The 24,384-nt window shown below is 35.2% G+C and carries 25 protein-coding genes; 19 read left to right on the top strand and 6 right to left on the bottom strand.

The annotated features are described in order from the left end of the window. Positions 1 to 182 precede the first annotated feature (182 nt). Both U9M49_RS05200 and odhB read left to right on the top strand, forming a co-directional pair. Entirely contained in the window at positions 183 to 3,017 is a 2,835-nt protein-coding gene (locus U9M49_RS05200; protein WP_095373128.1) for a 2-oxoglutarate dehydrogenase E1 component, read from the top strand. Positions 3,018 to 3,033: 16 nt separating this feature from the next. Next, complete coding sequence (gene odhB, locus U9M49_RS05195; RefSeq protein ID WP_095373129.1) at positions 3,034 to 4,281, top strand: 2-oxoglutarate dehydrogenase complex dihydrolipoyllysine-residue succinyltransferase; 1,248 nt, start codon at positions 3,034 to 3,036, stop codon at positions 4,279 to 4,281. Positions 4,282 to 4,966: 685 nt separating this feature from the next. On the opposite strand, the gene sda is transcribed toward odhB, so the two are convergent. After that, a complete protein-coding gene (gene sda / locus U9M49_RS05190; protein ID WP_095373130.1) occupies positions 4,967 to 5,098 on the bottom strand; it encodes a sporulation histidine kinase inhibitor Sda in 132 nt (43 codons plus the stop codon). Positions 5,099 to 5,355: 257 nt separating this feature from the next. Between sda and U9M49_RS05185 the strand changes: the two genes are divergently transcribed. The 7 genes from U9M49_RS05185 (at position 5,356) to U9M49_RS05155 (ending at position 10,692) form a co-directional block, all read left to right on the top strand. Beyond that, the gene (locus tag U9M49_RS05185; protein ID WP_322909435.1) at positions 5,356 to 6,099 is read left to right on the top strand and encodes a VOC family protein; all 744 of its coding nucleotides are present in this window, start codon (positions 5,356 to 5,358) and stop codon (positions 6,097 to 6,099) included. A 15-nt stretch (positions 6,100 to 6,114) separates the two neighbouring features. Then, on the top strand, positions 6,115 to 6,618 hold the full coding sequence (locus tag U9M49_RS05180) for a GNAT family N-acetyltransferase (protein WP_095373132.1): 504 nt from the start codon (positions 6,115 to 6,117) through the stop codon (positions 6,616 to 6,618). Positions 6,619 to 6,643: 25 nt separating this feature from the next. Next, positions 6,644 to 7,114 (top strand): GNAT family N-acetyltransferase, encoded by a 471-nt coding sequence (locus U9M49_RS05175; protein WP_095373133.1) that lies wholly within the window; start codon positions 6,644 to 6,646, stop codon positions 7,112 to 7,114. A gap of 242 nt (positions 7,115 to 7,356) precedes the next feature. After that, positions 7,357 to 9,000 carry an AMP-binding protein gene (locus U9M49_RS05170; protein WP_322909434.1) on the top strand — a complete coding sequence of 548 codons (1,644 nt, stop codon included), beginning with the start codon at positions 7,357 to 7,359 and terminating at the stop codon, positions 8,998 to 9,000. Positions 9,001 to 9,242: 242 nt separating this feature from the next. Then, complete coding sequence (locus U9M49_RS05165) at positions 9,243 to 10,112, top strand: gamma-glutamylcyclotransferase (protein WP_307313644.1); 870 nt, start codon at positions 9,243 to 9,245, stop codon at positions 10,110 to 10,112. Positions 10,113 to 10,184: 72 nt separating this feature from the next. Beyond that, positions 10,185 to 10,373: a hypothetical protein gene (locus tag U9M49_RS05160; protein ID WP_095373135.1), complete on the top strand. Its 189-nt coding sequence runs from the start codon at positions 10,185 to 10,187 to the stop codon at positions 10,371 to 10,373. Between the two features lie 115 nt (positions 10,374 to 10,488). Continuing rightward, a complete protein-coding gene (locus U9M49_RS05155) occupies positions 10,489 to 10,692 on the top strand; it encodes a DUF6501 family protein (RefSeq protein WP_095373136.1) in 204 nt (67 codons plus the stop codon). A gap of 256 nt (positions 10,693 to 10,948) precedes the next feature. Here the strand turns inward: U9M49_RS05155 and U9M49_RS05150 are convergent, their stop codons facing one another. Continuing rightward, complete coding sequence (locus U9M49_RS05150) at positions 10,949 to 11,491, bottom strand: YhcN/YlaJ family sporulation lipoprotein (RefSeq protein WP_322909433.1); 543 nt, start codon at positions 11,489 to 11,491, stop codon at positions 10,949 to 10,951. Positions 11,492 to 11,586: 95 nt separating this feature from the next. On the opposite strand from U9M49_RS05150, the gene crcB reads away from it, so the two are divergent. The 3 genes from crcB (at position 11,587) to U9M49_RS05135 (ending at position 13,346) form a co-directional block, all read left to right on the top strand. Beyond that, complete coding sequence (crcB, locus tag U9M49_RS05145; protein WP_095373138.1) at positions 11,587 to 11,970, top strand: fluoride efflux transporter CrcB; 384 nt, start codon at positions 11,587 to 11,589, stop codon at positions 11,968 to 11,970. Beyond that, entirely contained in the window at positions 11,963 to 12,313 is a 351-nt protein-coding gene (locus tag U9M49_RS05140; RefSeq protein WP_307313648.1) for a fluoride efflux transporter FluC, read from the top strand. The genes crcB and U9M49_RS05140 overlap by 8 nt, the downstream gene beginning before the upstream one ends. Before the next feature lie 103 nt (positions 12,314 to 12,416). Continuing rightward, complete coding sequence (locus U9M49_RS05135) at positions 12,417 to 13,346, top strand: lysylphosphatidylglycerol synthase domain-containing protein (protein ID WP_307313650.1); 930 nt, start codon at positions 12,417 to 12,419, stop codon at positions 13,344 to 13,346. Positions 13,347 to 13,667: 321 nt separating this feature from the next. Here U9M49_RS05135 and U9M49_RS05130 read toward each other — a convergent pair whose 3' ends face one another. Beyond that, on the bottom strand, positions 13,668 to 14,258 hold the full coding sequence (locus U9M49_RS05130) for a biotin transporter BioY (protein WP_095373139.1): 591 nt from the start codon (positions 14,256 to 14,258) through the stop codon (positions 13,668 to 13,670). Between the two features lie 95 nt (positions 14,259 to 14,353). Next, positions 14,354 to 14,845, bottom strand: a complete 492-nt coding sequence (locus U9M49_RS05125) for a DinB family protein (protein ID WP_322909432.1) — start codon at positions 14,843 to 14,845, stop codon at positions 14,354 to 14,356. A gap of 157 nt (positions 14,846 to 15,002) precedes the next feature. Between U9M49_RS05125 and U9M49_RS05120 the strand changes: the two genes are divergently transcribed. From U9M49_RS05120 to nadE, 4 genes are read left to right on the top strand one after another with little or no spacing between them, the layout of a single operon-like run. After that, positions 15,003 to 15,758: an NUDIX hydrolase gene (locus U9M49_RS05120; RefSeq protein ID WP_322909431.1), complete on the top strand. Its 756-nt coding sequence runs from the start codon at positions 15,003 to 15,005 to the stop codon at positions 15,756 to 15,758. A 14-nt stretch (positions 15,759 to 15,772) separates the two neighbouring features. Continuing rightward, positions 15,773 to 16,315 (top strand): cysteine hydrolase family protein, encoded by a 543-nt coding sequence (locus tag U9M49_RS05115; protein ID WP_095373141.1) that lies wholly within the window; start codon positions 15,773 to 15,775, stop codon positions 16,313 to 16,315. Positions 16,316 to 16,337: 22 nt separating this feature from the next. Then, complete coding sequence (locus U9M49_RS05110) at positions 16,338 to 17,813, top strand: nicotinate phosphoribosyltransferase (protein WP_322909430.1); 1,476 nt, start codon at positions 16,338 to 16,340, stop codon at positions 17,811 to 17,813. Positions 17,814 to 17,830: 17 nt separating this feature from the next. Then, positions 17,831 to 18,652, top strand: coding sequence for an ammonia-dependent NAD(+) synthetase (gene nadE, locus U9M49_RS05105; protein WP_322909429.1), 822 nt, complete (start codon positions 17,831 to 17,833; stop codon positions 18,650 to 18,652). Positions 18,653 to 19,001: 349 nt separating this feature from the next. Here the strand turns inward: nadE and U9M49_RS05100 are convergent, their stop codons facing one another. After that, positions 19,002 to 19,601: an undecaprenyl-diphosphatase gene (locus U9M49_RS05100; RefSeq protein ID WP_307313662.1), complete on the bottom strand. Its 600-nt coding sequence runs from the start codon at positions 19,599 to 19,601 to the stop codon at positions 19,002 to 19,004. Between the two features lie 372 nt (positions 19,602 to 19,973). Here U9M49_RS05100 and safA point away from each other — a divergent pair, with 372 nt between their 5' ends. Further along, positions 19,974 to 20,540 (top strand): SafA/ExsA family spore coat assembly protein, encoded by a 567-nt coding sequence (safA, locus tag U9M49_RS05095; RefSeq protein ID WP_370873276.1) that lies wholly within the window; start codon positions 19,974 to 19,976, stop codon positions 20,538 to 20,540. 470 nt (positions 20,541 to 21,010) lie between these two features. On the opposite strand, the gene U9M49_RS05090 is transcribed toward safA, so the two are convergent. Then, the gene (locus U9M49_RS05090; RefSeq protein WP_095373146.1) at positions 21,011 to 21,460 is read right to left on the bottom strand and encodes a cupredoxin domain-containing protein; all 450 of its coding nucleotides are present in this window, start codon (positions 21,458 to 21,460) and stop codon (positions 21,011 to 21,013) included. A gap of 137 nt (positions 21,461 to 21,597) precedes the next feature. On the opposite strand from U9M49_RS05090, the gene U9M49_RS05085 reads away from it, so the two are divergent. Next, positions 21,598 to 23,052 (top strand): helix-turn-helix domain-containing protein, encoded by a 1,455-nt coding sequence (locus U9M49_RS05085; protein WP_322909428.1) that lies wholly within the window; start codon positions 21,598 to 21,600, stop codon positions 23,050 to 23,052. Positions 23,053 to 23,081: 29 nt separating this feature from the next. Further along, positions 23,082 to 24,035: a phosphoglycerate dehydrogenase gene (locus U9M49_RS05080; protein WP_095373149.1), complete on the top strand. Its 954-nt coding sequence runs from the start codon at positions 23,082 to 23,084 to the stop codon at positions 24,033 to 24,035. Positions 24,036 to 24,384: the final 349 nt, after the last annotated feature.

Raw genomic sequence — 24,384 nt, 5'->3', positions numbered from 1 at the left:
TTTCCCTTTGTATATGCGCCTTTAACGTGGTAAAATGGCTTAGGAAACATTTCGTCCTCTGGAAATTAACATTATTCGGAATTTTAATATACGAAATAATATTGTTACTATCCTAGAATGGATATGGGGCGGAAATAAATTATCCAAATATATTTAAAAAAGAGTTGTGGAGGTAATTTTCCATGAAGAAGCCTTCAGAGGGTAGCGGACCTTTAGAACAAAGTTTTTATGGTCCTAACCTTGGCTATGTAATCGAGCTTTATGAGATGTATTTAGAAAATCCAGAATCAGTTGACCAAGAAATGAGAGAGTATTTTGAGGTTAATGGTTCACCATTGCAACAAACAGGGGTAGCTCCTGTAAGTTTAGGAGCAGAAAGCACTGGCGTAAGTCCAGCACAAATTGAAAAAACTTTATCAGCTATTCGTCTTGCCGATTTTATTCGTTCAAACGGACATAAAGCTGCTGATATTTATCCCCTAGTTAATAGGGAAGAAAAGAATGTTGCTATTTTTGATTTAAGTAATTATGGATTAACAGAAGCAGATTTACGTGCAATACCAGCTCATCTTATATGTACAGATGCGAATATTCCGTTAAGAGATGGATTAGAAGCATTTGAATACTTAAAAAATGCTTATATGGATACGTTAGCATTTGAGTTCACTCATGTTGACAATTTAGAAGAAAAGGATTGGCTTCGTCGCAAGGTTGAAACAAATAGCCTTAAACTTAACTTGCAAAAACCTGAAAAAGCGAAAGTGTACAAAAGATTAACGGAAGTAGAAGAGTTTGAAAAATTCTTACACCGTACTTTCGTCGGTCAAAAACGCTTCTCTATTGAAGGTTTAGATACGATGGTACCAATGTTAGATGAAATTGTATCAGGTTCAGTGGCGAATGGCACAAAAACAATAAATATTGGAATGGCACACCGCGGACGTTTAAATGTGCTTGCTCATGTACTTGGTAAGCCTTATGAGATGATATTCGCGGAATTTCAGCATGCGCCAAACAAAGATCTTGTCCCATCTGAAGGTTCTATTGGTATCAGCTATGGATGGACAGGCGATGTAAAATACCATCTGGGATTAGACAAACAAATCAAGGCTGAAAATACAACAGTTGCAAACTTAACACTTGCGAACAACCCAAGCCATTTAGAGTTCGTTGGTCCTGTAGTTGAAGGATATACAAGAGCGGCTCAAGATAAACGTACTACTGGTGGTTTCCCAGAAGTTAATTACGACGAAGCACTTTCCATCATTATTCACGGAGACGCTGCTTTTCCAGGGCAAGGTGTTGTCGCTGAAACATTAAATCTTGGTCAATTAAATGGCTATAATACTGGTGGTTCCATCCATATTATTGCTAATAACACGATTGGCTTTACAACAGAATCTTATGATTCTAGATCGACTAGATATGCAAGTGATTTAGCCAAAGGCTATGAGGTTCCAATCGTGCATGTAAATGCAGATGATCCCGAAGCAGTCATCAATGCCGCTAAATTAGCTATTGAATATAGAGATAAATTCCATAAAGATTTCTTAATTGACTTAATTGGGTATCGCCGCTTTGGTCACAATGAAATGGACGAGCCGATGACCACAAACCCAGCGATGTATAATATTATCCATAAAAGACCAACGATTAAAGAGCTTTATGGTGAGAAATTAAAAAAAGATCAATACTTATCAGAAGAAGAGGTTACTGCTATTCATTCGGAAGTAGCTGAAAAACTTCAGCAAGCTTACGATAAAGTGCCGGATAAACAAGAAGATGCAACTGAATTAAATCCACCTGAGACAGTGGAAAATGGTATACCAAGCATTCAAACTGCTGTGCCATTAGAGTCTTTACAGCAATTGAATGAAGAACTTCTAAAATGGCCGGAAGAATATAAAGTCTTTAGAAAGCTAAGTAAAATATTACAACGTCGTAAAAATGGACTAGAAGAGGTTGGGAAAATTGATTGGGGTCACGCTGAAACATTAGCATTCGCTTCAATTATTTCAGATGGAACGCCGGTAAGACTTACAGGTCAAGATTCAGAGCGTGGAACATTTGCCCATAGAAATATCATGTTACATGATGAAGTGACAGGTAAATCGTTCTCACCTTTACATCAAATCTCAACAGCTAAAGCTTCATTTGCTGTTCATAATAGCCCGTTGTCAGAAATGGCTGTTCTAGGCTTTGAATATGGTTATAATGTGTCAGCTCCAGAAACTTTAGTTCTTTGGGAAGCACAGTTTGGTGACTTTGCGAACTCTGCACAAGTTATGTTTGATCAATTCATTTCTGCTGGTCGCGCGAAATGGGGACAAAAATCTGGTCTAGTAATGCTTCTTCCACATGGATATGAAGGACAAGGTCCAGAGCATTCAAGTGCAAGATTAGAAAGATTCCTGCAGCTGGCAGCTGAAAACAATTGGACAGTAGCTAACCTTTCTTCAGCAGCACAGTACTTCCATATTTTAAGAAGACAAGCAGCGATTTTGAATCAGGAAGAAGTAAGACCATTGGTCATAATGTCACCTAAGAGTCTTTTACGTAACCCTACAGTTGCTGCAACTGCTAAAGATTTATCAGAAGGACAGTTTAACTCGATTCTCGAGCAATCTGGCCTTGGTGAGAAAAAAGAGCAAGTGAAAAGAATTGTTTTCACATCAGGAAAAATGGCTATTGATTTAGAAGATAAATTAAAAGATATTGAAGATAAAGAGTGGTTCCATATTGTACGTGTAGAAGAGATTTATCCGTTCCCATTTGCTGACATTACGGAAGTAGTAAAACGTTATCCAAATCTTGAAGAAATGATCTGGGTGCAAGAGGAACCGAAGAATATGGGCGCATGGAATTTTGTTGAACCAAGGTTAAAACATATTGCCCCTGACGGAGTAGAGGTAAATTATATCGGTAGACGCCGCCGCTCAAGCACAGCAGAAGGCGATCCAGTCGTGCATAAAAAAGAGCAGCAGAGAATTATTGAAGAATCTTTAACACGTAAGTAATAAGGAGGAAATTATTGTGGCAGATATTAAAGTTCCTGAATTAGCAGAATCAATTACAGAAGGTACGGTCGCTCAGTGGCTAAAACAACCTGGTGATACAGTCAATAAAGGTGATTATGTTGTTGAGCTTGAAACAGACAAAGTAAATGTAGAAATCATTTCTGAATATAGTGGTGTACTTGCAGAATTAAAAGCAGAAGAAGGAGACACTGTGAATGTAGGGGATACCATCGCAGTTGTAAGTGAAGGTGGAGAAGCTCCTGCTCCTAAAGCAGAAGAGAAAAAAGAGGAAGCACCTCAAGAGGTTAAAGAAGAAGCGAAACCAGCTGATTCCAAACCAGCGGAAGATAATAAACAACGCACAATTGCTTCACCGGCAGCTAGAAAAATGGCGCGTGAAAAAGGAATCGATTTAAGTGAAGTTCCAACAACAGATCCTATGGGAAGAGTACGTTCACAAGATGTTGCGAACTACGATCCAAATCAAGCGACACAAGCAGCGCAGCCACAAGCTGCATCTAAGCCAGCTCCTAAGCCAGCAGCAACTGATGCCAATAGTGAAAAACCAGTAGAACGCATCCGTATGAGCCGTCGTCGTCAAACAATTGCGAAAAGACTTGTAGAAGTTCAACAAACATCTGCTATGTTAACAACATTCAATGAAATTGATATGACAAATGTAATGAACTTACGTAAAAAACGTAAAGATAAATTCCAAGAAGAAAATGATGTTAAACTTGGGTTTATGTCTTTCTTCACAAAAGCGGTTGTCGCAGCACTTAAACGTAGCCCGTTATTAAACGCTGAAATTGACGGCGACCAACTAGTTCTTAAAAAATTCTATGACATTGGTATCGCTGTTTCAACAGATGAAGGTTTAGTAGTTCCAGTTGTTAGAGATGCTGACCGTAAAAACTTTGCAGAAATTGAAAAGGATATTATGGGCCTTGGTAAAAAAGCAAGAGATAATAAACTAGCTATTTCTGACTTACAAGGTGGAACATTTACAATTACTAATGGTGGTGTGTTTGGTTCATTATTATCAACACCAATCCTTAATGGACCACAAGTAGGTATCCTAGGGATGCATTCTATCCAAACTCGTCCAGTAGCTATTGATGCTGAAAGAATGGAAAACCGCCCAATGATGTATGTTGCACTTTCTTATGACCACCGTATTGTTGATGGTAAAGAAGCAGTAACATTCCTTAAACGTGTGAAAGAATTAATTGAAGACCCTGAGTCTTTATTATTTGAAGCTTAATTTAAAATAAAAAATAAACTAATACTCAAAAGGGTTTAAAGCGAGGAAGTGAAGCGATTTATTGTTCACTTCCTCGCTTTTTGTTGTAAGTCACCCTTGGTTGAAGCCTTCATCTGAATCTCGAGGGGTATTGTAAAAGGGGAATATCCCTCTATAAGAGAAGAAATCAAAGCTTTGATCCTGTCACAAAAGGAAGAATCACAGCCCTTTAGCAGTAAAACAAGATTGGTGATGGTAACAAATAATATTCACATTTTCCTATATCATTCTTCAACATGCTACTCACACCTTTTATTGTTGCATTAAAAAAAAATCATGTATTCTTCACTATTAATCATAAATTCAAGCACTATAGGAAATAGTAAGGGATATGCACTTGATAAAAAGATTTTTAGATATGTAAAAATGTTGCGTGAAGGAAACTTTATTGATAAAATGCATATTATGATAGAAAAGCAGGAGTGATTACTATGAGAGGAAGGAAAAATAGGATATTGAAATATTCCGTACTGTTCAAAAAGCTAGGTGTTATTTCTGATATGGACTATAAACAGATACTACAAAATAATGAAATCCAAACCACTAAGGAAATAAAGCAAAGATAATTAAAATGAGATGGATATCTTCCGCGTCACCGAAAGGATAAAAAATAAAAAGGCGAGCAAATATTTGCTCGCCTTATGCTTTACTCTTTAAATGGTTTTAATCCCCGTTTTTGAATTTCATCTTTAAGTATCCGAATCCATTCCTTTTCAGAACCTGACTTTAATGCATCACGATACGAGACGACCAACTGTTCATTACTCATTATCTTCATTTGATACATACCTCCTAGGTAAAGGATTGAATATTCTTTTATTTATTGTAAACGTTATCCCCTGTTTTGAAAAGGAGAAATGTATAAAAATTTTAATTGTTAAGGAAATGTAAAATGTTTATAAAGGACACACAATTAAATTAAGAAGTAAAAGTTGTGTGAAAAACATTCATAGATAAGTAGAAAAGTTATGGTAAACTAATCTTAGCTAAGGTAAAGTTGGATGAATTTTCTTTTAATGAAAGGGGTATCCTTCAATGCAACTTGATCATATCGTTCATTTTATTAAACGAAACCCGCAAGAGATTATCGATTATTTATCTGTTATGAATATAAAAGCGGTTCAGGGTGGTAGACATGAAAAATGGGGAACATATAATAGTTTATTGTACTTAAACTCATCTTATATAGAATTTTTAGCAATAGAAAATAAAGCGAAGGCTACGCAATCAGATAACCCTTTAGTACAACAAGCTGTGCAGGATTTATCTACATTTGAAGGGTTAGGTCAAGTATGTTTTCGCACAGAAAATATTGAAGCGTTAAAGCAAGAATTGAATGAAAAGGGATATAAAACCTATCCGATCTTTCCTGGAGAACGGATGAGGGCAGATGGGCAAATGATTAGATGGAAGATGCTATTTTTGCAAGCAAAACGAGAAGTGCCTTTTCCTTTTTTTATTCAATGGGAACAAGATGACCATACGAGATATGAAGAATTCAAATCATTAGGTATGATAGATCAACAACTTATCCATACAAAAATAAAGGGCATTAAGTATAATGTAGAGTCACCTGAAGAAACAGCTGCAGAATGGCGTGAGTTGTTTCAAGGAAAACAACACGGTACAAACGTTATGATTGCAGACGTATCCTTTGAGTTTGCAGCATATAACAAAAAATACGCCAATAAGAACCGTCCCGTTCATATCACATTACAACCTTTTTTGAACAACGAGGAAGCAATACAACTCTTTGGCTCTTCTTATCATTCGTTATAGAAAGAGGGGTGTCATATGCACATATATGAAACGAAACGAATGTCATTCTTTGTATTTAAAAAAGAGTATATTAAGCAAATGAATGAAATTTGGGGCAATCAGGAAGTGATGGCCAGAAGTGGAGGAGCAGTTGCTTCCGTTAAGATTCCTAAAATCGTCAAATGGTATGAAGACTGTCATAAAGAGTACGGCCTATCGGTATATAGTTTAAAAGATAAGAAAAACAATGAAGTTATTGGAGCGGCTGGATTTAATATTGATGCATCAGTAAAACGAATTGAATTAATTGCCCATTTCAGAAAATCGTATTGGCATAAAGGCTATGCGACAGAAGCTATCACAGGTTGTATCAAATTAGCTAAAAGGCATAAAAAAGTAAAATATATTCAAGCCTCATGTGATCCAAAAAACGAAGCATCCATAAGAATTATGGAAAAATTAGGGTTTACGTTATTAGGAAAAGAGTGGTTTGAAGACACTCGCCAAGAAGAACTTGTATATGAGTTGAAATTATTTTAATAACGATAAACTGGAGGAAAATGATATGGAAACTACTACGTTTAATAAAGTAAAAGAATACGAGGCAGTCATCCTCAGTTCTTGGACATATCCATCTCCTTACGATTTTTATAATCACGCTCAAACAGAAGACAGTAAACAAGAGTGGCTAACGGGAAACTACTTTTGTATATATAAACAGGAAGAAATGATTGGTTTTTTTTGTTACGGTGAATCAGCAAGAGTACCGGTGAATAGCAGTCATCTATATATAGATGATTGCATTGATATTGGCATAGGGATGAGACCGGATTTAACAGGAAAGGGATTGGGAAGCAGTTTTTTAACCACGATCCTTATGGAAATAGAAGTGCTCTTCCCAAGCACCCCAATAAGGTTAACAGTGGCTTCCTTTAATCAACGAGCCATCCATCTCTATGAAAAACTCGGTTTTAGAATTCAACACCATTTTCAAAGAAAAAGTACAAACTTTTATATAATGGTAAGAAAAAAATAAAGGAAATTATACGAGAAGGTTCGAATATATAAATATTCGAGCTTTTTTATTTTTATTAGAATAAATCTACATTTGTTTTTAACTGTTGGACATAAAGCACCATCGGAATATGAAAATTTAGAAACTTGGGTTGGTTCATTTTGAAATTGACTTTAAAATGATAAGGACTAAAATAATACATTCAAAATTCGCATAAAAAAAATGAAAGCGTTTCAATTTTAATTTTCTGAGGAGGAAAAAAATTGTCTGAATTATTAAATATAACGATTGGCGATTTATTAGAAAAAAGAGCAGAAGAAAATCCTAATCATGAAGCATTAGTCTATGCAGATAGAGGTTTGAGGTACACATATCATAGCTTTAATGAGTATTGTCGTACAGTTGCTAAAGGTTTCATGAAGCTCGGCTTAGAAAAAGGAGAACATGTAGCGATTTGGGCTTCTAATACACCTGAATGGGTAAGTGCTCAGTTTGCAACAGGTAAAATCGGATCTGTGTTAGTAACTGTCAATACGAATTATCAAGCCGCTGAACTTGAATACTTATTACAACAATCTGATGCTACCACTATTATTTTAATGGAAAAATACCGCGACCAATCATATATTGATATTCTCTATAAAATCGCACCAGAATTAAAAACATCGCAGCCGGGCCAGTTAAAATGTAGCAAGCTTCCCTTTTTAAAAAACGTCATCGTGTTAGGAGAGAAGCGCTTTGCTGGCACCTACAGTTGGGAAGATGTTGTAGCTCTTGGTGAAGGATGTAGTGATGAGAGTTTAAATGAGCGTTTGCTTTCACTTCAGCCGGATGATGTGATTAACATGCAGTATACCTCAGGAACAACTGGATTTCCGAAAGGCGTTATGCTCACACATAGTAATGTCGTGAATAACGCATTAAATATTGCCGCTTGTATGAAGCTCACAAAAGATGATCGACTATGTATTCCTGTACCATTCTTCCATTGCTTTGGTTGTGTCATAGGCACCTTGGCTTGTGTGTCAGTTGGAGCAACGATGGTACCTGTACAGGAATTTCAACCTGATACCGTTTTACAAACGGTTGAACAAGAGAAATGTACGGCCCTTCATGGAGTGCCAACAATGTTTATAGCTGAAATCAATAGCAAAAATTTCACAAAATATAATTTACAATCATTGCGAACAGGTGTGATGGCTGGTTCCAATTGTCCGATTGAAGTAATGAAGGCTGTTATTGAAAAAATGGGTATTGAAGAGATTACAATTTGTTATGGCCAAACGGAATCTTCACCAGTTATTACACAAACACGCACTGATGATCCTATTAATTTACGCGTGGAATCAGTTGGTCGAGCATTGCCAGAAGTTGAAGTGAAAATTGTTGAACCTGGGACAGCACATGAAGTGCCAATTGGTACTCAAGGGGAACTATGCACAAAAGGATATCATGTTATGAAAGGTTATTATAACAATCCCGAAGCGACAGAACAAGCTATCGACAAAGAGGGATGGTTGCACACTGGGGATTTAGCTATTATGGATGAGAATGGTTATTGTAAAATAACAGGTCGCCTGAAAGATATGATTATAAGAGGGGGAGAAAACGTATACCCTAGAGAAATTGAAGAATTTCTCTATAGTCATCCAGATATTTTAGATGTTCAAGTTGTAGGTGTTCCTGATGAGATATACGGTGAAGAGGTAATGGCATGGATTATTTTAAGAGACTATGCCAACATTACGGCTGAAGAAGTTAAAGAATATTGTAAAGGCAGAATATCCAAGCATAAAATACCTAAACATATTACTTTTACGAAAGAATATCCAATGACTGCTTCTGGTAAAATACAAAAATTCAAATTAAAGGAACAAGCGATTCAATCCATTACTGCACAGAAATGATGAGTGAAAAGAAGAAATCAAATATAAAAAGTGGAGAGTAAAGAACAAGAGACAAGGCAAATCGTTTGCCTTGTCTCTTATTCACCCAAATGCTTAGCTTTATTGGATATTGGTGATATTTAGTTAAGGTAAAAATATGGTAAAAAATTGTTAATATGGAGGGAATCACTTTCGAATTGTTGAATATTGTAGGAGGAGGAAGAATAAGTATATTACTATAGTGACAATAAAGGAGCGCATTTATGGGTATGGCAACGATTCACCTCTTTGTGTATGGCACATTACGAAAAAATGAGATCCATCATGATTATTTAACTGAAGCTCGTTTAGTGGCCGAACAAGCTTGGATAAATGGAGTCATGTTTGATACGGGTGATGGTTATCCGAGAGTCGAATTATCAGATAAACTAGCTGAAAAAGTATATGGAGAATTATACGTTTTAAGTGCCGAACATTTAGAGGCAATTGATGTTTTAGAAGGGTATGTAAAAGATGACAAGCATTCATTATCTGTAAGAAAAAAAGTACACGTATATACGGATCAGGGAGTGCGACAAGGTTTTATTTATGTTTCCCCCGCTGAAGGTCTACAGCAAGATGCAATTAAAGTTTCAGACTGGAAGGTATACAATCTGCAAATGAATTCCCCAAAGACATTTTACTATTTTGCATATGGGTCTTGTATGGATACTGAAAGATTTATGAAAGCTGGAGTTGGCCATTTTTTTAAAAATGTCGTCGGTATAGGTGTATTAAAAGGCTATCAAATGGGCTATTATTTCTATGCACCTGATGGGAATCGAGCGGACATCATTGAAGGTTCTGGTGAAACAGAAGGTATTGTTTATCAATTACCGATAGAAGCAATAGATTATTTATTCCAAAGAGAAGGAGTCACTGTTGGTCACTATCGACCGACTTTTGTTAATTTGACAATTGAAGGGGAAATATATAAAGATGTGTTAACCTTCCATGTTTATGATAAAAATCCCCAGTCTTCACCACCATCCTTTTATGCGAGGGAGATTTTGCGTGCAGCTGAAGGGAGACTCAGTTATAAATATGTTCAGCATTTAAAAGAAGAGATAAATAAGCTTGGAGTCGTGAATTAAACAAAGAAGTTTACTATAAGCTACTTTGGTGGTATATAACAATGTCACCAAAGATGAAAGAAGGTCGTCTAAATGAAACAATTGACGAAAACATGCTTCTTTGAGATTGTTTATGATAAGCAACATTATCAATACTTGGAAATGATTAGAGTCGATTATATTTGTGATATACTATATATAACATTTAAAGATTTTTTCACAAGTGAAATGTATACTTTTGAAAAGGAAAAAATTTCTTTTTTACAAAAAGTATTTCTATAAAAACACATTTCAAATAAGTATTTACCATCCTAAATAGAAAAAAATCACTATACAGCTTGCAGAACACATTTAATTTTTTTACACTGTATAAGAGAACACATAAGGAGTGGCAAAAATGATTCATCAAACATGGCATGAAAGTGACACGTTAAAAAAGGTAAAATGTGTACATACGAATGCAGCAAAATATATTGTTAATCGTGCTTTAACTGAAGGAAAAATCTATGATGTGAAAAATGAAACAGAAGAGTTTTTCTTCATTGTTGACAACTCTGGTAAAGTTAGTGGTTTTTATAAAGACTATTTTAAAGAAGTTTAAGGCAAAAAGCTGTCAGATTGACTGACAGCTTTTTCGTGTGCAATAAAATAGCTAAGTTCATAATATATGTAAAATGTACCTTTGAGAATTCTTGCAGGTGGTGAAAGAGCTGGGACCATAGAGGAAAGCATTGAACCGAATTTTTATCATTACTTGAATGGATGGGAATAGGTTTTTTTATGATTAATACTTACAAAATCTGTTATGTATAATTAGGACTGATAGGGATATTCCCTACCAGACCATAAATTGACCATTATTCATGATTAGGAAACATTCGTTTCACTGTTTCACTAAATTCATCGAAGAAGCCTTCAATTGGTTTTCCATTGCGAACATCTTTTGCATATGTGTCCACACGGTTGTAGAAATCAGGGTTTACTGATACATAGACATCATCAATGTTCTGGTCAGTTGATTTTACTTGATCAGCGATTTTCTTTTCTAGATCTTGTGTTAATTCATTACCATTCGCTAAGGTTGCTGCCACATAGGCATTGTCGCCAGTAAGTAAAACCCTTGCTCTTTTAACTTCGTCCATTTGTGTAATATTATCTGCTGTTTTATCGGCAAACCTCATTGAATGTTGTGTTCCATCATAATCGACATTACGAGTATGAATATTGTTGTCAATACTTGGTCTATCATTGTTACCATTTCTTTCATATCCAACTTTTGCGGAGTCATGCATATCTGGTGCTCTATAAGCAGTGTCGTTCGTATCTTGTCCATTATTCATGCCACAAGCTGTTAATAGTAGAGAACTTGAAAGAGCAACAGCAATGATTGTACCTTTCATCTTTTAACATCCTTTCTTTTTTTCTTTCACTGTTAGCTTGGCTCATTTAATCGATAGTATGCATAAACAATTTTTTTGAAGCAAGGAGGTAAAGGATGAAGTATCTATATATTGGAATTGGCGGGATGATAGGTGCAAGCATGAGGTTTGCTATCTCAATTGTCATCGGACAGTTTTGGCAGAGTGCATTTCCTTTAGATATTTTGATAATTAATGTGTTTGGTGCCTTTATTCTCGGCTATTTATCGTCCATCACTTTACCGATTGATCCTAATCTTAAACAAGCAATCACTGTAGGGGTAATTGGATCTTTTACCACATTATCGACTGTTAGTGCGGATACGGTTTTATTAGTTGAAAATGGATTTATCATTCAAGCTTTTGTATATATCGTATTTAATATCGCACTAGGTTTAGTGATGGCCTATCTTGGTATTGTTTTTGGTAAACGTAAAGAGGTGAGGGGAACAAATGAGTGAAATACTTTATGTGATGATAGGTGGATTTTTTGGTGCAATAGCCCGTTTCTCCTTATCAACGTTGATAAATAGCAAAACCAACTCACTCTTTCCCTATGGAACGGTTATCGTTAATTTACTTGGTTGTTTCTTAATGGGTGTGGTTGTTCACTTTCTACATTGGGAAAATGTATCAGCTTTACTTGTAGTTGGTTTTTTGGGGGCATTTACAACTTTTTCATCTGTTCAGTTGGAGATGGTGGAATTAATTGTGAAGAAACAAAAGATGGCATTTATATATTTTTTTGTTACTTATATAGGCGGTATAGCCCTTTTCATGTTAGGCTTAATAATGTTGCCATAAATCGGTTGTTCATTTATGGACAAGTATTGAATACATATTTAATAGGATCGAAACAAAAGGGGAATGAAAATGGTTGTAAAAGTAGTGAATAAGGTGAATTATCGTGTCAATTTTTTCTAATCAAAAATTAATTCAAATAGTAAAATATGTTATGCCATGTATTATTTTGCTCATTGTAATAATGGAAGCAAATAAATTTTTTAAAGATTTCAACTGGGCTTTACTTGAGCATTATTTGGATGAGCTTTCATTTTGGCGGATTTTTTTCATTATTATTCTAGGATTAATTTGTTTGTCTCCAATGTTTTTTTATGATGTTATTTTAAATCGATTACTGCAGGTTAAAATTCCGATGCAAAAACTGTTAGGGTATTCGTTATCTGCAAATGCTTACTCAAACTTAATTGGGTTTGGCGGGGTAGCCGGCGCAACATTAAGAACGGTTTATTACCGCCCCTACTTAGACAATAATATCCCATATATTAAGGTAATCGCTAAACTGTCATTATTTTATCTTTGTGGTTTATCCATCTTGTCTTGGATTGTATTATTCAATGGATCTGAACTTTTCTCAGAGTTAAGATTAGCTCATCTTGCTATTTGGATTGTTGCGCTTTATACCCCTCTACTACTTTTTGTCTATTTTATTAAAAGAAAACTGCAAAGTTTGCCTATCAAGAGGGAGTTTATAACGGAACTATTAATGATCTCTGTGTTTGAATGGATATTTGTCGTTATTTGTATTTGGGGTATTTTAAATATAGTCGGTGTCAATTTTTCTTTATTTTCTGTTTTCCCAATTGTCATTGTAGCTGCTTGTGCTGGCATAATAAGTATGTTACCGGGGGGAATTGGTTCGTTTGATTTAGTTATTCTAATCGGTTTTGAATCTCACGGAATACCTGCAGAATTAACATTTATGGTTTTAATGTTTTATCGCCTTAGCTATTACTTTATTCCTGCGGTAGTTGGTACACCGGTTGTTTTGACTACTATTTGTGGACATTTAAAAACAAAAAATTTTTTCAGCTAAGGATGAAATAATAAAAAATCGACTATTTAGATTTAAACTGCATGCATACTGGAATGTGGGCAAATATATAAAGTTGGTTAGACTAGAGATAAGAGGGCTTAAAAAGGGCGGTGTTAATCAATCATATTAAATGTGATTGTGGAGATAGAAAAAAATCAAAGAGAAAGTAGTAAGCTTAGGAGTGAGAAATGGACTAAGACCAGTGTCGATTTAAATCCAATGTATATATAGAGGGAATGTAAGATTATAATATTGAAAAGTAAAATGCGCACACAATTTAGATGTATGCGCATTCGTTCACTTTTTAAAAAGATAATATCATTAAGAGGCTCTTTTATCGACTACCTTAGTTGATAATTGATTCGTAAAAAGTAATCGAGCACTAATGAGTCGTTTTCTAACTAGCAATCCAATCCATGCTGCCATCAACGCTTTAATAAAACCACCGATAATAAATGGAGCGAACCCTGACAGAAATGCTGCGGTCCAACTTAAGTCAGCCATCCACTTTAACCACGCCGTTCCAATAATTAACGTAATAAACATACCTATGATATTTGCTGTAAGCGCATGTGCAAATGTGAATTTTGTTTTCTCAAGGTATTTAGCCATAATCCATACTACTGGTATATAGCTAATTAAATAGCCACCAGTCGGTCCGACAATAACTGAGAAACCTGCAGAAAACTCTGCAAAAACGGGCACGCCAGCACATCCTAGGGCTAAATATAAGAGTACGGAAAAAGTGCCATATTTCGACCCTAAAATGACGGCTGCTAATCCAATGGCTAATGTTTGTCCAGTAATTGGGACAAGTGGCAAAGGGATAATTAATTGTGCCATAATCCCAATAATAGCTGCGAATAATGCTGTCGTAAGGAGCGATCTTAATCGTAATTGTTCTTTCGTCAATTCTTTCACCTCATTTATAATGTTAACCTTATGTATAATATAGTTTACATTATAATTTGGAGGGTTTTTTATGTCAACTATGTTTTGTTTTTGGTTTACTTATTTATCGTGCTTTTATATATTCTTTTAATTGTTTCTAAATGCATCCCTTCATGAAAGGTAGAAAAAAGGATACATTCGCCAACTGTTTGAAAAGTAATCCCCATTTTATTGGTGAATGGGGTTGGCAAGGTTTTAGTAAATTTGTTTTTGGTAACGGAAATTACTCTCTCTGTCTGTTCTTGTAATACACCTTTGATTTCTAAAATAGATGGCGTATTGCCTTGCCAAAGATGTGGTGCAGTACCTGCAGCAAAAAATGTTTCATACTCACTTCCAATCCCCATTCGCTCTCCTGTTAGTTCAAATACAAGTCTCTCCTGTATATAAGCGATATGACCGAAATTCCAGTGAATATTATTATTAAATCCTTTTGGTACAGTCGAAATGAATGCTGGATTTATTTTATCAAGTGATTGGATTGTTAATAAACGTACTGTTTGTATATGATTCGAGACATTTTCAATCATGGTTTCTTTCCTTTCCAAAAAAAGTATTATTCCTCCTCTCATATATTCTTTAGGAAAAAAGAAAACTCCTGCAATCAAATAAATCATTAGAGTTGAAGTTTCTTTAAAGTAGGGTAAAATATAATTAACAATTATCAAGTTGTTAATTAATTCATGGTGGTGGGGCAATTACCTTATGACTAAAAAATATCGAACACCAGATGGCTATACAGCAGATATTGCTGTTTTTACCATCGTAACAGAAGAATCTAAACCATTTACTCCACCCGATATGAGCTTAAACCTTTTGTTAATTGAAAGAGCTAAGTGGAATACAGAAGGGGAGTTAAACACAGAGGGAGGGAAATGGGCGCTGCCAGGCGGCTTTGTTGGCGTTCATGAAAACGCCTTACAAGCAGCTGTTAGGGAATTAAAAGAGGAAACTGGGATTGATTGTGTGCATATGAAGCATTTTGGTATATACGATGAACCCGGTCGTGATAATAGAGGTTGGATCATATCCAATGCGCATTATGCAATTATCTCTGAGGAAGACTTAAGGGAAATGGATGCAAATGATGACGCATCTGCCGTTAAATTAGTGAATATTCATGATGTCCTGCAATTAGAACTTGCATTTGATCACCGACAGATTATTTGTGATGCATTGAGCGTAATAAAAAGAGAGCTGTTACAAACAACAGCTGCAAAAAATTTATTACAAGATGAATTTACATATTCAGAATTACAAGCCGTATTATCAACAGTTACAAAAGATCCCGCTATACTAAATGAGCAAGCATTTGCTAGAAAAATTAAATCCCTTCCTTTTATAGAAAAGGTTGAGGGTAAAACCACGCAAAGAACGTCAAAAAAAGCAACGCAATTATATAGGTTTAATGAAGTCGAAGTAGTGAAACCTATATATACAGGTCGATACCAAGAAAGATAACGGGGGAGATACTAGTGGCAAGGGCTTTGATTAATATCGATTATACCAATGATTTTGTTAACGGAGCATTACCTTGTGGGGAACCGGCAATTGCTATTGAAGATGAAATTGTACGAATAACAGCTGATTTTATCAAAAATGGTGATTTAACGATCTTGGCTATCGATAGACACGAAAAAAATGATCATTTTCATCCTGAAACAAGGCTATACCCGCCTCATAATATAAACGGCACAGTAGGTAGAGAGCTATATGGTAATTTAAAACAAGTTTATGAGGAAAATAAGGGTTTAGAGCATGTAAAGTGGTTAGATAAAACAAGGTACAGTGCATTCTGCGGGACGAATTTAGAACTTTTACTAAGAGAACGAAACATTAACGAATTGCATTTAGTTGGCGTTTGTACAGATATATGTGTGTTACACACTGCTGTAGATGCCTATAACAAAGGGTTTTCAATGGTTGTCTATGAAAGAGCTACAGCAAGTTTTAACGAAATAGGTCATAAATGGGCACTCGAACATTTTAGTGGTTCTCTGAATGCAATAGTTAAATAACGAAAAAGGGGTATAAAATAGTATGAACAAGCCATATCCAGATGACAGCATGGCATTACACACAGACTTATATCAAATTAATATGGCACAAACCTATTGGCAAGATGGTATCCATGATAGAAAAGCGGTTTTTGATATTTATTTTAGGAAACTACCTTTTGGGAATGGCTATGGCGTGTTCGCTGGTCTTGAGCGCATCATTGATTACCTGCAAGGGTTCGAATTTTCTAAAAGTGATATTGCTTATTTGCGAGATGAATTACACTATCCAGAAGCGTTTCTTGATTATTTAGCGGATTTGCGTTTTACAGGTAATATTCGTTCAATGATTGAAGGAGAGCTTGTTTTTGCCAACGAACCAATTATACGAATTGAAGCACCGCTTGCTCAAGCGCAATTAATAGAAACAGCATTATTAAATATCATCAACTTCCAAACATTAATTGCTACGAAAGCTGCACGGATTATGGAAGTGTTAGATGATGGTGTGGCAATGGAGTTCGGTTCCCGAAGAGCCCAAGAAATGGATGCCGGTGTTTGGGGAGCAAGAGCAGCTGTAATTGGCGGGTTTGGGGCTACGTCAAATACGCGTGCTGGTAAAATGTTTAATATCCCAGTAGCTGGGACACATGCTCACTCACTTGTACAAGCATATAAAAATGAATATATCGCTTTTCATAAATATGCACAAACACATAAAGATTGTACCTTCCTTGTTGATACATACGATACGCTTCGTTCTGGTGTACCAACGGCTATTAAGGTAGCAAAAGAGTTAGGTGATCGTATTAATTTTGTCGGTATTCGAATTGATAGCGGGGACTTAGCTTATTTATCTAAAGAAGCTAGAAAAATGTTAGATGAAGCTGGATTTACTAACACAAAAATTGTTGCTTCTAACGATTTAGATGAATATACAATTATGAATCTTAAAGCACAAGGTGCCAAAATTGATTCTTGGGGTATTGGGACAAAGTTGATTACAGGTTATGACCAACCTGCACTGGGTGCTGTGTATAAAATGGTGTCTATAGAAAATGAAGCTGGGGAAATGGAAGATACAATTAAAATTAGTGGGAATCCAGAAAAAGTAACAACCCCAGGTTTGAAACGTGTTTATCGAATTATAAATAGGGAAAATCACAAATCAGAGGGTGATTATATCGCGCTTGAGAGTGAAAATCCTAAAGAAGAAGAACGTTTAAAAATGTTCCACCCTGTCCACACCTATATTAGTAAGTTTGTCACCAATTTCGAAGCGAAAGACTTACATCAGGACATTTTTAGTGATGGAAAATTAGTTTATGAAAAGCCTAGTCTTCAAGAGATACAAGGATATGTGAAAGAAAACCTATCTCTATTATGGCATGAGTATAGAAGGTCATTAAATCCGGAAGAATATCCTGTAGATTTAAGTCCAAATTGCTGGAATAACAAAATAGAACTGATTGATTCAATAAAGAAAAAAATTAAAGATAGCCTAAATGCTAAAGCTTGATGAAAGGATGAGGAATGATGTCCATACAAGAAAAGATTCGCGCTGATTTAAATGTCAAATCATTGATTGTTCCGAAAGAAGAGATCATTGAACGAATCAATTTTTTAAAAAATTATGTCAAGCAGGCTCGTGCAAAAGGATTTGTATTGGGTATAAGTGGTGGTCAAGATTCTTCACTAGCCGGACGATTAGCACAGATAGCAGTAGAAGAATTACGGGCGGAAGGATATGAAGCCAAGTTCGTGGCGATTCGATTACCATACGGAGAACAGCATGATGAAGATGACGCACAAAAAGCATTGCGATTTATTCAACCGGATGAAACATATGTTTATAATGTGAAATCACCAGTCGATGAGATTCAAAAAGTATATAATGAAGTGGCCGATATTGCTGAGCTAAAAGATTTCCATAAAGGGAATGTGAAAGCAAGAACACGTATGATTGCCCAATATATTTTCGGTGGAGAAATGGGTCTTTTAGTAATTGGTACGGACCACGCTGCAGAAGCAGTTACAGGATTTTATACAAAGTACGGTGATGGAGGAGCAGACTTATTGCCACTAGCAGGCTTATCTAAGCGACAAGGTAAAGCTCTATTAAAAGAACTAGGTGCAGAAGAGAGCATCTATATGAAAGTGCCGACAGCAGATTTACTTGATCAAACACCAGGACAAGCTGATGAGACAGAACTAGGAATTACTTATGATGAGCTTGATGACTATTTAGAAGGAAAAGAAGTCAGTGCGGAAGCTGCAAAGAAAATTGAGCAAAGGTATATCATAACGGAACATAAAAGACAAATGCCAGCATCTATGCATGACGATTGGTGGAAATAATCTTGTAGGCAGACTGCTAGTTGGCAGTCTGTTTTTTTAACAGGTAAGTGTAATTAACCAACATGATTAGGGGGATAACCAATCTACTGAATTTAAAAGCTAATAAACAACTAAATAAGTAGACAGTGTTAACATATCACGAAGATAAAACGAAGGTAAAAGTCGGGCCAAAACGGTTTGCGTTACTTCAAATAGAAAACCTGAATGAATACCGAGTATAAGTCGTTTTCACCGAATCATTGTGCATTTTCGCTAAATTATTGAGCAAATGCTACATAATCTCCCCTTATTTTTGTTCAATAACAGAAAGGAAAAAAAAGAATGGATCTAAAAAAGATCCATCCCGCTTCTATCGATTTACATGTCTACCTTTATTTTTTCTTGGCCATACTTTTTCTTCTATTTTTTCGTATACTTCTAAAAGTGTCGTGAACAATTGCATTCTACCTATAAGGTTATACATGATAATCGCACAAATGATGGCAATGAGTGCCCCTGTTATCACATCAAATGGATAATGAACACCAACCCATATTCGTGAAATCCCTACTAATACAGCAAGAATGGGCCACAATACATTTTTCTTATTAAATAACCAAAAGACGATACAGAATGAAAAGAATAATATCGTATGATCACTTGGAAAAGAATTATTTGCCGTTTTATCTATAAGCTGATTGACATTATCCAATTCGACAAAAGGTTGGTAGTTAAAGTGAAGTTTGCTAACAACGAACTTACCAATAATTTCAGCTAAAATAAATGTGAATCCTGCCGTCATCACCATATAGCGATGTTTTGTTTTACGTGTAAACCAATACATCAAAGTTATTAAGGCTAATAATATTACGGTATATTCGGCAATAAAAACAATTATTGGGTTCAAATCTGGATATTCAAAGCCTAGGTCATTTATTCCTCTAAATAAACTAATATTGATTTCGTTCATCTCTCAATACCTTTCTATTCTATCAGTTTCTAGTGTCATTACTCCATTATAATCATTTTTCCTATTGCTGTCATCTGATTCTAACAAGTAACTAACATTATCATAAGAATAGACGAGAATAAAGGCAAATTCCCTACACCATTGTTCAATAAAAGTTTTAATGACGTAAAAAAGTAAATTCAGAGCAGATTTCAAATTTATAGGTAATGATTTTTCCTGCATTACCTTTCATTTACTATCTAAGCTTCTTTTACCCAATGTAGGCAACAATTACCGCTATAATAGTTTAATAGATTTTGGTTTAATATGAATATGAAAAAAATAACTAAATACTTATCATTATTTTTGTTAACTGTTACTCTTGTCTTTGGAATGAAAAATATAGCAAGTGCTCAAACCATACATACAGTGCAATCCGGAGATACAATGTGGAAAATAGCGGTGAAGTATCAAGTAGGGGTGCAAGAGATTATTCAAGCTAATAAACAAATTGGGAATCCCAACCTAATTTACCCTGGTCAAACAGTTCAAATTCCATCCACTGCTCAAGCAACAATATCAATGGAATCTCAAGTCGTTCAGCTTGTAAACGAAGAGCGCGCTAAAGTGGGTTTAAAACCATTAAAAGAAAATTGGGAGCTCGCGCGAGTGGCACGCTTTAAATCTCAAGACATGATCGATCATCGTTACTTTAGTCATCAATCTCCTACATATGGCACTCCTTTTCAAATGATAAAAGATTTTGGTCTAACATACAATGCAGCAGGGGAAAACATTGCAGCTGGCCAAACAAGTGCACAAGCTGTTGTAACAGCATGGATGAATAGCGATGGACACCGTAAAAATATCTTATCTAGTCAGTTCACTGAGATTGGTGTTGGCTATGTTAAAGGTGGTTCTCACGGTCATTATTGGACACAAATGTTTATTTCAAAATAATAATATAGAAGGAAATTCTACTGTCGTACGAGTTACGGCAGTTTTTTTATGAAGCATATTGCGATTACCGAATTGTGTTTTTTAAGGCTATGTTTTAGCGCTCTTTAACTAGTTTACTGTATTGAATTTATTATCGAATAAATTCTTGAAAACAGAATACTGGTAAAAATAATAAAGGCTATGTATCTCTTTTGCAGGTTTGATAAGTTCGTTGGAGAAGAAACCCAATCATAGATATGATAGCACCAAAAAGAAAAACCATATCTTTAGACACCTTTGTCCCTCCTGAAAATTAAATTATAAGAAAATAGAATCGTTGTTTATGATTTTTGATTTTTCCAAGCGATATTCTCTGGATACATAAAGGAGATTATAATAGGAAAACGAACAAATCAAAAGTATATTCAATTTGTTCGCTTCATTATTCATTGGCTATTGTCTATGTTGAATATTCTTAGAGAAAATGATAATTATTGTACAACAATGTAAGCAATCATTTTTCCGTGATCTTCCTCTTGGGAATGGTTATGGCAGATGAGTTGATAGGTACCTTTTTCGTCAAATTGGAGGGGGACTTTAGTTTCTTCTCCTTTTTGAACCACACCTTTAATATCAGTTCCCTCTATATAAAAGGAATGTTCCTTACCCATCACACCTAGTATGTTTAAATTGACCTTTTCTCCGACCTCTAAAAATACAGTTCCTGGATCCCAGCGATAGACTTCCATTTCTTCCCCATTTTCCATTGTTGTTTTATATTCCGTTGTTACCATTTCAATCTCCCTTGTCGTTTCTGTCGTATTCCCAAACACCGCTAAACTCCCATTTTTTGATATAAGCCATACCGAAGCAGATGCAATAAGGGCAATTAATAATAAAACAGTGATTATCGTTTGCTTTGTAATAATTAGAAACTTCATTCTATCTCTCCTCATTATTAGGTTGTACTTCATATGTATGCAGGTTGAACAGCAGAACTTGTCTCATTTTTATCTTTTTTTTCAAAATTGTTTACTTTTGCATTTTAAGCTAACATAATAAAAAGGAGATGATTTTAATGTATAAAATTTTGATTGCTGATCGAGATAACGTCGATGCAGAGGGATTAAAATGGTTAATTAAAACCGTATATCCTACTTGGCAAATTGAAATAAGATCATCTACAAATGCAGTATTTACAACCTTGGAAAAACAAAGTCCGGATCTCTTATTGTTGGAAATGGAAATGTTCGATTCAGTGGGATATAAGAAATTAAAACAGCTTGTGCCTATCTTAAACATAAAAATTTTAGCAATGACGATTCAACCTACTTTTGATCAAGCAAAGAAAGCCATTGAAATAGGAGTGAGTGATTTATTAGTAAAACCTGTGTCACCAGAGGATGTGCTTCGATCACTTCAGATTCTTTATCGTATGCATAGCAAAAGCCTGAACCATGCGCAAATAGCAGAAGACAATACTGAAGATAGAACCTTACTGCAAAAAAATCAAGCCCATCATGTAAAGGTCATAGGAATGAGAACTATTCATCCAAATGAAATATTTAAGTTATATACATATGTAATGGGTCATTCATGGGCAAATGTCAAAAAAGTATTTCTTTTACCTGAGATGATTTTGTGCCTTGTAGAGGAGAATGACCAAGATCTTTTAAGAAAATGCCATACCTTTATTCGTGGATGGGAAAAAGAATCAAATGAAGCGATTATTTTAGCCGAAGGAAATACAAATGATACAGGTCTACTGCAATCACAGTACGGTAAGATTAAGCAACGAATGGAGCTTTCTTTTTACACTGGTCTAAATAAGCTTATTCCATGGTCAGCAAACGAATGGGTGAGTATTGACCCTTTTTTAACACCAAAAGAGCAGGAGTTTTGGATTGATTATTTACGGCGAGGGGATATAAAAGCAATCAAAACATGGCTATATGAGCAATTTTTAAGTCTAACTTCGCCTTACCCTGATCCAGCTATTATTAGAATTAGGTTAACGAGTATTTTGGCACAAATTAGACGATACATGATTTCAAGGCATTTAATTGATAAAGAAAAGGAAGAAAAATATCAAGCGTTATTCCAAACGATTCTATACTCACCACTTATTTATCGAGTAATAGAAGAAATGATCAAGCTGATAGCTAGTTTAATAGATACAGACATGCAAATAGACTCGAAGTCCGAGAAGTTAGCCAAGCAAATATATCATTATCTAGAAGAACATTATCATGAGAAAGAGATAAGCTTAGATATGATTGCTGCCAAATTTAATCGTAATACAAGCTATATTAGCTCCTTATTAACGAAGTATTATAAGCAATCCTTTAGAGAGATTGTTACGATGCGTCGTATAAAAAAGGCGACCCAGCAATTGACGGAAACAAATCTTCCTATTAAAATAATTGCGAAAGAATGTGGTTATCGTAATCAACAATATTTTAATAAAGTATTTAATCAAATCATGAAGTGCTCTCCAAGTACTTTTCGTGCAAACACCAGTCGTACGTACTAACAAAAATGAACATAAAGGTGAAGATGAAAATGAAAGTTTTATATTTAATTAGAGATCCCTTTATCGAGGAATATCCGACAATCATAGAAGAAGCGAAGCAGTTAAATGCAGAAGTGAAGTTCGTTCATAGTGATAGTGGACTTACAAAATCACAGTTATTAAAAGAAGTCGAAGATGTTGATATCATCGTCGTTGCTATTGTGAAAATTGATCAAGAAGTCATTGACCATGCCCCCAATTTAAAGTACATTATTAAATTCGGAGCAGGGTACGATAACATCGATGTGAACTATGCTGAGAAAAAAGGGATTGTTGTTACAAATGCACCAGGGGAAAATGCACATTCCGCAGCAGATCTTGGCTTTTCGTTATTATTGTCAATTTCAAGACAAATTGCGCAAAAAGATCATGAGATGAAAAATGGTAAATGGCAGCTCTCTATGGGGAACGAAGTTTACGGGAAAAAGTTAGGGATTATTGGTTTCGGTGCAATCGGACAAGCAATTGCTAAAAGAGCAAGTGGTTTTGATATGTCAGTCATTGCTTTCGGCCATTACCGAAACGAGGAAAAAGCGAAAGAGCTGAATGTTACCTTTACTGAACTTGACGATTTACTATCAACTGCCGACTACATTATTCTCTCTACGTCGTTATCTGAGAAAAATCGCCATCTAATAAATGAAAAAACGTTAGCAAAAATGAAGCCGAGTGCGTTTCTTATTAATATCTCACGCGGCGGATTAGTCAATGAAGTGGACCTGCTTGCAGCATTAAAAAATCATGTGATTAAAGGTGCTGCATTAGATGTTTTTGAAAAAGAGCCTTCTATTACGGAGTTGTCAAAACAAGCAAATGTGATAGCAACTCCTCATATAGGTGGGGCTACTTTTGAAGCAGTCCAAAGAATTAACCAGCTGACGCTTAAAAATATACAACGATTTATTAATGACGAACAGCTAGAACATCTCGTCTCGAAATCATAAACAAAACTCAATCTGAACAATCATTCAATTTTTCCTTAAAACCTAGAATGATTGTTTGGATTTTTTTGTTTTGGCCGATTAATCAATCCATGGAAAGTCTCATTAAACATATTGTCGAGTCTGGCATGAAGAGAGCAGAATCAACATTAATTAAAAGAGGCAATTCTACCGTGAAAGAAACGGAATTGGTTCAGATCAAAAAAGAATTAGATGGTTTATAAATAGAAGAATAATAAAAATAGAACGGCAGAATTAAAATGGTTTAGTTATATAATCTTTATATTTTTATATAAATCAAATAAATGAATAAATAATTATATAAATCAAAGTAACAAATCACAAAAAAATA

The organism is Cytobacillus sp. OWB-43 (assembly GCF_034651445.1).
Lineage (GTDB): Bacteria > Bacillota > Bacilli > Bacillales > Cytobacillaceae > Cytobacillus > Cytobacillus kochii.
Note: the sequence above shows the minus strand (reverse complement) of the source record. Positions and strands in the feature narration are given on the sequence as shown.